At 47.0% G+C, this 8761-nt stretch carries 6 protein-coding genes and 2 tRNA genes; 2 read left to right on the forward strand and 6 right to left on the reverse strand.

The annotated features are described in order from the left end of the window. The first annotated feature begins 48 nt into the window (after window positions 1-48). Window positions 49-125, forward strand: a tRNA-Pro gene (locus JYB87_RS02050). 56 nt (window positions 126-181) lie between these two features. Beyond that, window positions 182-258: transfer RNA gene (locus tag JYB87_RS02055), tRNA-Pro, on the forward strand. Between the two features lie 168 nt (window positions 259-426). Here the strand turns inward: JYB87_RS02055 and JYB87_RS02060 are convergent. The 6 genes from JYB87_RS02060 to JYB87_RS02085 form a co-directional block, all read right to left on the reverse strand. Beyond that, window positions 427-2346 (reverse strand): bifunctional diguanylate cyclase/phosphodiesterase, encoded by a 1920-nt coding sequence (locus tag JYB87_RS02060; protein WP_207355261.1) that lies wholly within the window; start codon window positions 2344-2346, stop codon window positions 427-429. Window positions 2347-2354: 8 nt separating this feature from the next. Then, window positions 2355-2999, reverse strand: coding sequence for a transglutaminase-like cysteine peptidase (locus tag JYB87_RS02065; protein ID WP_207356572.1), 645 nt, complete (start codon window positions 2997-2999; stop codon window positions 2355-2357). Between the two features lie 83 nt (window positions 3000-3082). Continuing rightward, on the reverse strand, window positions 3083-3700 hold the full coding sequence (locus tag JYB87_RS02070; protein WP_207355262.1) for an OmpA family protein: 618 nt from the start codon (window positions 3698-3700) through the stop codon (window positions 3083-3085). Further along, entirely contained in the window at window positions 3700-5091 is a 1392-nt protein-coding gene (locus JYB87_RS02075) for a TolC family outer membrane protein (protein WP_207355263.1), read from the reverse strand. Before JYB87_RS02075 ends, JYB87_RS02070 begins: the two co-directional genes overlap by 1 nt. Window positions 5092-5123: 32 nt before the next feature. Continuing rightward, window positions 5124-6506 (reverse strand): HlyD family type I secretion periplasmic adaptor subunit, encoded by a 1383-nt coding sequence (locus JYB87_RS02080; protein ID WP_207355264.1) that lies wholly within the window; start codon window positions 6504-6506, stop codon window positions 5124-5126. Beyond that, window positions 6499-8679, reverse strand: coding sequence for a type I secretion system permease/ATPase (locus JYB87_RS02085; protein ID WP_228729927.1), 2181 nt, complete (start codon window positions 8677-8679; stop codon window positions 6499-6501). The genes JYB87_RS02080 and JYB87_RS02085 overlap by 8 nt, the downstream gene beginning before the upstream one ends. Window positions 8680-8761: the final 82 nt, after the last annotated feature.

The raw sequence follows: 8761 nt of genomic DNA on the forward strand, positions 1-8761 counted from the left end.
TTCTACTGTTTTAGGATGGTAGCAAGGTGTAAGAAAGTCAAAGTATGTCGGTGATTAGCGCAGCCCGGTAGCGCATCTGGTTTGGGACCAGAGGGTCAAAGGTTCGAATCCTTTATCACCGACCAATTTGATGATTTCAACGTTGGCAACGTATAAAGCCGTGTCGAGAGACAAAACCTTTCGGTGATTAGCGCAGCCCGGTAGCGCATCTGGTTTGGGACCAGAGGGTCAAAGGTTCGAATCCTTTATCACCGACCAAATTCTAAAAAAGCCTCTGCAATGCAGAGGCTTTTTGCTTTCTAGAGTCCCATCCTGAAGCCGCGAAGCTATCAGCAATAAGGCAACGCCAACGCTAGTAAGCTTTTGCACCCAACACGCAATGTTGTGCGGGCATCACTATCAAAGCTGATGCCTGCAGTTAGCTGTTTAGGCGATATTTTCTGGTGGCGCAATAAAGCCTTGGTAACCCTGAACTTTAAGGCTATCAAAGCGGGCTAATTGCGGCTCTTCCTGAATACCTGTGACAATAACGGTGATATCTAAGCCTTTGGCTACATTCACTAATGCGCGACACAATTCGACATTGTGTTGGTTATCTTCAAACTGGGCAAATGACTGATCAAGTTTCACATAGCTAGGGCGGAAACTTTGCAGATAGGTCATCGAGCCAAATTGACGTCCAAAGTGGTCAATCCCAAACGTAGCTCCATATTCCTTAATAATGTGGCATAAGGCTTCACAGGCTTTGTGGTCACCATAAATACTGGCTTCTTGGATTTCAAAGGTGAGTAGTCCTTGATGATTCACATCTTTTAAGAACTTAGCTAACCAATCATGGAATTTCGGATCGGTGATACTTTGATGGGTGATGTTGACCGCCAACGGTTGTTCAACTCGGTCGAGAATACCGTCTTCAAAAATCTTCTCGATAATACAGCGGTCCATCAAGCTACCTAACGACAATAACTCAACGTAAGGCATAAATTGGCCAGCGTGAACCACTTTGTCTTCAATCTGCAACTGACAGAAAAGTTCACGTTGCAGCAGTTTACTCTTACCTAACTGCTGAATAGGCTGCCAACGGAACATAAATTTCTTGTTGTTGATGGTTTCCGTCAGTTTGAACCGCCACTGTTCACGGGTAAACAGCTGTTGTTGCTTCGATTCATACCAATGGAAAATGCGGCTCTCTTTGAGTGCTTGCTGTAAGGCATTATCGGCTTGTGCCAGAATACTGGACACCGACGATTGGCCAATACGCTCTGCAATCCCTATTGCATAGCCCTCATTGGGTTTGCTACCAGCTTTGACCATCTCTTGGTTGATGGTGCGAATCAAGGTTTGCAGATATTTACTGGTTTGTTCACGTTCAACATTGGTGATCAAGAAAGCAAATTCATAGGCCGAAATACGGGCAATCACCGAATCAGTCACCTCTCTTAATTGGGTTTGCAGTGTTTCCGCCAATAGCTTGATGGTTTCATCGCGCACTTGATAGCCATATTTACTGTGAACATCTTCCAACCAAGCTAAGTTGGCCAGCAGCAAGGCACCACTGTCGGGCTCACTTAACCAACTATTGAGGCGACTGGTCATATATTGGCGATTGGGCAGGTTAGATACTGCATCAACCAAGTTCTTCTTACGCAGATCAGACACTTCTTGGTCGAGCGAATTAAACAGATGTTTTAACTGCGAAGACATGCTGTTGAAGGCCTCCACCACATCTTTCAGTTCGCGAGTTTTCGGAGGTACCATGTCGGGGCCAAATTCCCTTTTGGCGACGCTTTTGGCATGCTCTGCGATATCGTGCAGTGGTTTTAAAATCCAGCTTAATCCGACTCTAGCGGTTAGAATGGCGATCAAAAATAAGATGGAAAACACTATGATAGTATTACTCATAATGCGCCAAAGCTCGTTATAACCGTAACCTGGATGGGCGGTGATTTTCAGGTTTGCAAGTTGGATCCAGCCTGAGGTAATGGTGCTTTCTCTCGCCACGGTTGGGAACAGATTAAGATCGATAAACCACTGCGGCACACCTTTAACGCGAATGGCGTTATTCCATGTTTGCTGTTTTCCATCAACCATCCAAGTCAGTTGTACTTGTTGATAGTAGCCGCCTTCAAAAATCACGTTGACCATTGTTTCTACTGTGGCCATGTCACCCGCTTCTAGTGCGGGGACTAGCATCAACCCCAGCGAATGACTGGTGTTGTTAAGATCAGATTCCATTTGTGTCGATAGAAAGTTGCGGGTCTCGTTAAACTGCACGTAACCCAAGCTTGCTACCACTAACAAAAATAGCCCAAAGAGCAATGAATATAACTGTCTGAACAAGGTCATTGTTATAGCTACTCCAGTACCATTAGTGGCTGACGTAAGCGGTCAACCCCTAATCTGTATTTAAGATCATTCCATTTTTCGAGACGTGATGAGGAACCTGCTAGTTCACCCCGTCCTCTTTCTTTGTTCAGCCACAACTGTTTACCGTTAAAGCTGTAAACAGGGATCAAGTCGTTACGTTGCGTTGCAGGCTTTAGCATGGGGTCGAGATTATCCAAGATCAGCGGAATGGAGGAGGGCTTTTCGTAATAGGCTAATACCATATGGTATTGGTTTACGCTGGTGGCCTTTACCATGGTGATCCGCATCTTTTCATCCGCTACGCCTAGCTGTAGCAAAGTAAAGTATTTGGCGATTGAAAAGTCTTCGCAATCGCCACCGTTGGCGCCAATAAACTCTAACGGCGTGGCCCAGTAGTTACTGTCGCCCCAGAGTTTGATGTCATCAACAAATCTAAATAGGTTAAAAAAACTATTGACTGCTTTAAGCTTGTCTAACTCACTAAGTTGTTGGCTTTTATCCAAAATTTTGAACCAAGCTTGAGCTCGAAGCCCCGCGCGTTGGCCATATTTATCAGATAGCACTGAAACAATGCGCCCTTCATCCAGTGGTTTTACATCGTCTGCTTGGGGAGCTATAACGATGACCAACATAGCAACAATGGCGCAATGGCAAACCCGCCTAAAAAAGGCGTAAAGCGACAGTTTGCCAAAAGCCAATGTGGTCAATGCGTTTCCTATTTAACAACTTCATCTACGGTGTAAATGGTCCACTTCATATCAGCCATTGTATCTTCACCGGTAACTTCTGCAATCACGCGGCGGTTACGACGTTGTGCTTCTTTGGTACCACTTAAATCTACAGGTCTATCGAAACTATAGCCCACTGCAGATAGTCGGCTTTGTTCGATACCAAACTCACGGTTAAGCACTTCTGTCACCGCATTGGCACGATTTTGTGACAGCTCTAAGTTGTGCTCGTAGCTACCCGTACGGCTACAGTGACCTTCAATGGTCACTTTAGTGTGTGGGTATTGCTTCATAACGTCCGCAATGGTTTGGATCTGGCTGTAGTACATAGGGTCAATGTAATAAGAATCGTTCGGGAACAATACCTTAAGTTCAGAACGCTCTTTAATTGGTTTCACCGTGCCACAACCATAATTATTGATATTGGCGCCCGTTACAGTGCCCGAGCATTTTTCACGAGCTTCAATAACGCCATCACGATCGTCATCGTTGAGGTTATACACTTGCGTGGTTTCGCCTTCCATTGCGACGGTATCACGCATTGATGAGATCGACGAACATCCAGACATCAAGACGACCGTCAGTAGTGTCAATAAGAGTTTCATTACTGTACTCCTTCCTCGTTATTGCCTTGTCCTTGCCAAACGGCTGGGCGAGTGACTCTTAGTGAATCAAGCAATTTCCCTGTTGCATTGAGCACGCGATATTTTGCGATAATTTCATCGAACTCAGCAGTGAGATAATCTCGTCTTGCTTCAAACAGCTCGTTTTCGGTATCCAATAAGTCGAGCAAGGTGCGTTGACCTAGGTTGAACTGTTGCGAGTAGGCGACTTGCGTTTCTTTTGCTGCTACAACGTGGTCACGAATGAATTGCTTTTGTGGAGCCAAGTATTGATAGGCGTTCCACGCGAGATCGACTCCTTCAACGACTTCACGATAAGCGCGTTCACGGATCTCTTTCGCTTCACCCAATTTGTACGCGCTTTCTTTTTCGCGCGCGAGATCGCGGCCACCATTAGCGATGTTATAGCGCATGCGCACCATGGCTTGAACGTCGTTGTAGTAACCACCGACATCTTGGCTGGCAATGGCACTGTACCCATCTTCACCATTGAGGTCATTGTTCCAGTTGGCTGACAACTCTAATGTGAATGTTGGGTAGTAAGTCGATTGTGCTGTCTCACGTTCAGAGACTGCGGCCAAAATATCGCTACCTGCTGATTTCAATACCGGATGGTTTTGCTGTGCCATTGCGAGGCCTTCAGTAAGGTCTTTTGGTAGCATGTCAGCATCAGGCACTGGAATAATCAGACTGTCGGGCTGTTGGTGGGTGATGCGATAAAATTGGCTTTTAGCATCCATAAAGTTGTTGCGCGCAGACATCACGTTGGCATTAGCTCGTGCTAAACGGCCGCTGATTTGTGATAGATCCGCAGTAGAGCCTAAACCTGAGTCAGTGCGTTGTTTAATCTGCTCGTAGATGTCTTGGTGAGTTTTGAGGTTCTTCTCCGCCAAGGTTAAAACCTGTTCGGCGCGGATATAACCCACGTAAACGCGTGCCACATCTAGTGCGGTATCTTCCGCGGTAGCAAACAGGGTCCACTGTTCAGCAGTCGCTTCGTGGCGGGTACGAGCAACTTCGCTCGAAGTATAGAAGCCATCAAACAGCATCTGTCGAATACTTACCCCAAACTCACCCCGACCGAGTTCCATATCATTCACGCCACGGCGGCGTGTTGACGGTGAGTCGGTTCTCTCGTATCCATAGCCAGCAGTGATGCTTGTCGATGGCAAGTAACCAGAAAATGCCTGATTCACTTGTTCTTCTCGCTGCTTAAAACGATTGAATGCAACTCGAATATCAGGGTTGGTGTCCAGAGTAGAAGCCACCGCTTGCTCCAGTGTTTGCGCTAACGCAGCACCTGGAAGTATCAACGCTGAAATAGTCAGCGCAAGTGCACTGGCTTTCAACCGCTGATTTGTTAGTGTGATCATAGTAAACCCCTCCAAGGTTTATAACTTTGGGCCTAGCGTTCCCTTAACGCGTTTTCTTTGGCTCTAAGTATTGGATTGAGAATGTACTCAAGGACTGTTCGTTTCCCAGTTATTACATCTACGCTGGTTAGCATACCGGGTATTATCGGCATCTTTGTGCCATCTTTTTTGGTTAGGCTGGACTCGTCTGTCCTCACTTTCACCAGATAAAAACTATTACCTTCCTCGTCCTGAGTGGTATCTGCGCTAATCTGTTCCACGGTGCCAGTTAAACCACCGTACCGAGTAAAATCGTAAGCGGTCACTTTGACAACCGCAGGTAAGCCCGGGTGTAAAAAGGCGATATCTTTCGGCAGTATTTTGGTCTCAATCAGCAGTTGGTCTTCTGACGGGACGATTTCCATAATATTGATGGCGGGTTGCACTACACCACCAAGCGTATTGATCTCAATCGATTTTACTGTGCCATTAACGGGTGAAGTAATAATCGCTTTGTCCACTTTATCCATGGCGCCCACTTGCGCTTCATTCATGCGCGACAATCTGGCTTGCATCTCGTTGAGTTGCGCACGGGCATCGGCGGCGTAGCTCAACACGGCATCGCGCCGTTTGAAAATCGCTTCATCCATCGCAGCCTTCACTTTGGGGCGATTAAGACGTACACCTGAAAGCTCACCCTTAATATCGTTGACATTACGCTCAAGTTTTAACAGTTCTACTTCTGGCACAATGCCTTTCGCTGCCAAAGGGCGCGTCAGTTCCAGTTCGCGCGTTACTAACTGGAAACTGGTGGATAGCGTAGTAATTTTTGAGGCCAACTCTTCGTTTTCTTGCTGACGTTGTTGGATTTGCCGCGCCAGAATTTCCAGTTGGTTAACCAAGTTATCTAAGCGACCGTCAAATTCCTCTTGCTGACGGGCGACTAACTCAGGTTGAGAGGTTTGCAATCCTTCGGGAAACTCAGGTGGCGTTTTAACGATTTGGATCTGCTCACGCCAATCTTGGGCAATATTGGAGATTTGAATACTGCTAAGCTCAGCGTTGAGGCGGATAACGTTTGCCCGTAATGAATCTACTTCCTGCTGTTGCTGTGCCGCATCTGAACGAAAGCGAGTGTCATCAATACGCACCAGTGGCTGACCTTTGGTCACTACCATGCCTTCTTGCACGTACATCTCTTTCAAAATACCGCCATCAAGGCTTTGGATCACCTGCACTTGGCTGGATGGAATGACTTTGCCCGTGCCAGTGGTAACGCGGTCAAGTTTCGATACTGCTGCCCACACCAGAAAACAGAGCAGCATAGTGGCGATGCCCCAGATGATGTGTTTGTGGGTTGATGGTGCTTCGGTCAGCATTGCGCCATAAAGGTCGTCAACCATTTCGAGATCTTCAGGTGTGAGGTACTTAGCCACGATTACCTCCTGCCATCAGCCCCTGATTTAACATCTCCAATACCTTATTTTTCGGACCATCGGCTAGGATACGGCCGCGATCCAACACAATAATCCGATTTACCAACTGCAGCAGATCCATCTTATGCGTGATAATGATGAGGGTGCGGTCTTTGCTAACATGTCCCATTGAGCGCATAAATTGTTTTTCAGCGCGGGCATCGAGACTGGCGGTTGGTTCATCCATCAATAACACCGGCGGGTCGTTCAAAATCGCTCGGGCTAATGCGACGGTCTGACGTTGGCCACGAGACAACGATTCGCCTTTTTCACCGACTTGACGGTCTAGGCCTTCCGCTTCCATATCGGTGAACAGGTTCACGCCCGACAGCTGTACTGCGCGCATCAATTGGTGTTCCGTCACCGAGCGTGTACCAAATAGAATGTTATCGCGTACTGTTCCGTGAAACAGGGTCACGTCTTGGGCGAGATAACCAAAGTTGCGCCGTAAGTCGCTTGGATGGATCTGCGCTGAGTCGACACCGTCATAGCGCAGACTTCCGCTGGCGGGCTGGTAAAGACCCACTAACAATTTTGCTAAGGTACTCTTACCGCTACCATTTCTACCAATAATTGCAATTTTTTCGCCGGGCTGAATATGCAACGACAGCGGATGTAACACCGGTTGCTCGGTGCCTGGGTAGCTGAAGGTGATGTTATCAGCTTCAATTTTCCCCATCAGCCGTTGTTTAGTGACCAGATGGCCTTTATTTTCAAACTCATCTTCTTGGGTCATGATGCCGTCTAACTGACGTAAGGCGCTAATCATCTGGTTGGCGCGTGTCATTAGGTTCGCCAATTGCGCCATCGGTGACACTGCACGGCTTGAAAGCATCACCGCTGCAATGATGCCGCCCATAGAGATTGCGTTATCAGCAACGCGATAAACCCCGAGTATCACCACAAATACTGTCGTTGCTTGCACAATAAAGGTAGCAAAGTGCGATACAGCATTTGATAGCTTTTTGGTCTTCAGCTGCCAGTTTGCGGTGTGGCCAATCATCTGTTGCCACGCTTTTTGGATCAGGCCTTCGGCGCCATAGCTTTTTATCGATTCAAGCGCTGACAAACTCTCAATCAAATGGCCATGCTTCAAGCTGGCGAACTTATTACTCTCTTCAATAGCGCGTTTGAGGCGCGGTTGAATAATGAGGGTAAATATAAGAATTGTTACCCCAGCGATCACCGGAATTACCGCCAGATCACCAGCAACCAAATAGATAATGACCACAAATAGCATCGCAAACGGTAAGTCGACTAATGTGGTAATCGTCGTTGAGGTTAAAAAGTCACGAATGCTGTCAAATTCACTCAACTGCCTTGCCATGCCGCCGACACTGCTAGAACGTTTCTCTAACGGCAGACCAATGGCTTTATAAAACAGCCGTGATGACACAATAATGTCGATTTTCTTACCTGCAATATCAATCAGATAAGCACGCAGTTGTCGCATGACAAAATCGAAAAAGTAGGCAATGCCAGCGCCAGCAGCCAGTACCCATAAAGATTCAAATGCTAGATTGGGCACCACTTTGTCGTACACATTCATCACAAATAATGGCGACACAAGCGCAAAGATATTAACTAGCACCGAGGCAATTAACGCATCCCGATAGATGGGCGCGGCATCTCGTAATGTCTGTAAAAGCCAATGGGAGCTATGGTCATGTTGGTAGACATCAAAGCCCATATCACCGCGGTACTGCTGCTTAACCAAAAACAGATAGCCGACATAGATGGCTTCAAGTTCTTCAATTGATAGCCGTTGTTCACCACCCGTTTCTGGAAGTTGAATCACTGCCGTATGCTTATCAAAATCCAGCTCACGTAAGATGCAGGCTTTCTTATCTTTCAGCAACAACACGCAGGGTAGTTGAATCGCTAAGATTTCATTGAGCCCTTTACGCATCAGTTTAGCGGCTAAACCTGCCCGAGACGCGGCTTGCGGAAACAGTTCGGCTGGCAATACGGCTGTTGATAATGGCAGGCCTGCTACCAAAGATTCAACGGAGCATGGACTACCGTAATACTCTGTCATGAGCACTAAGCAATCCAGTAATGGATCAACTGTAACCCGCTGTGACGCAGGTATTGTCCATTGCTCTGTTTTCGGCGAGGCAGAGTTACTACTCACGAATTCGTTAATCCTTTAAACATGAACTGATAGGTAAAGTATTTACCAAAGATGCTCCGGTAGCAAAGATGCTACCGGAGTT

It is taken from the genome of Shewanella avicenniae (assembly GCF_017354945.1).
In the GTDB taxonomy this organism is placed as follows: Bacteria; Pseudomonadota; Gammaproteobacteria; order Enterobacterales; family Shewanellaceae; genus Shewanella; species Shewanella avicenniae.

Coding starts and splice junctions, on each gene's coding strand:
- JYB87_RS02065 (WP_207356572.1), bottom strand. CDS start 2,999: ATGTTGGTCATCGTTATAGCTCCCCAAGCAGACGATGTAAAACCACTG.
- JYB87_RS02070 (WP_207355262.1), bottom strand. CDS start 3,700: ATGAAACTCTTATTGACACTACTGACGGTCGTCTTGATGTCTGGATGT.
- JYB87_RS02060 (WP_207355261.1), bottom strand. CDS start 2,346: ATGACCTTGTTCAGACAGTTATATTCATTGCTCTTTGGGCTATTTTTG.
- JYB87_RS02075 (WP_207355263.1), bottom strand. CDS start 5,091: ATGATCACACTAACAAATCAGCGGTTGAAAGCCAGTGCACTTGCGCTG.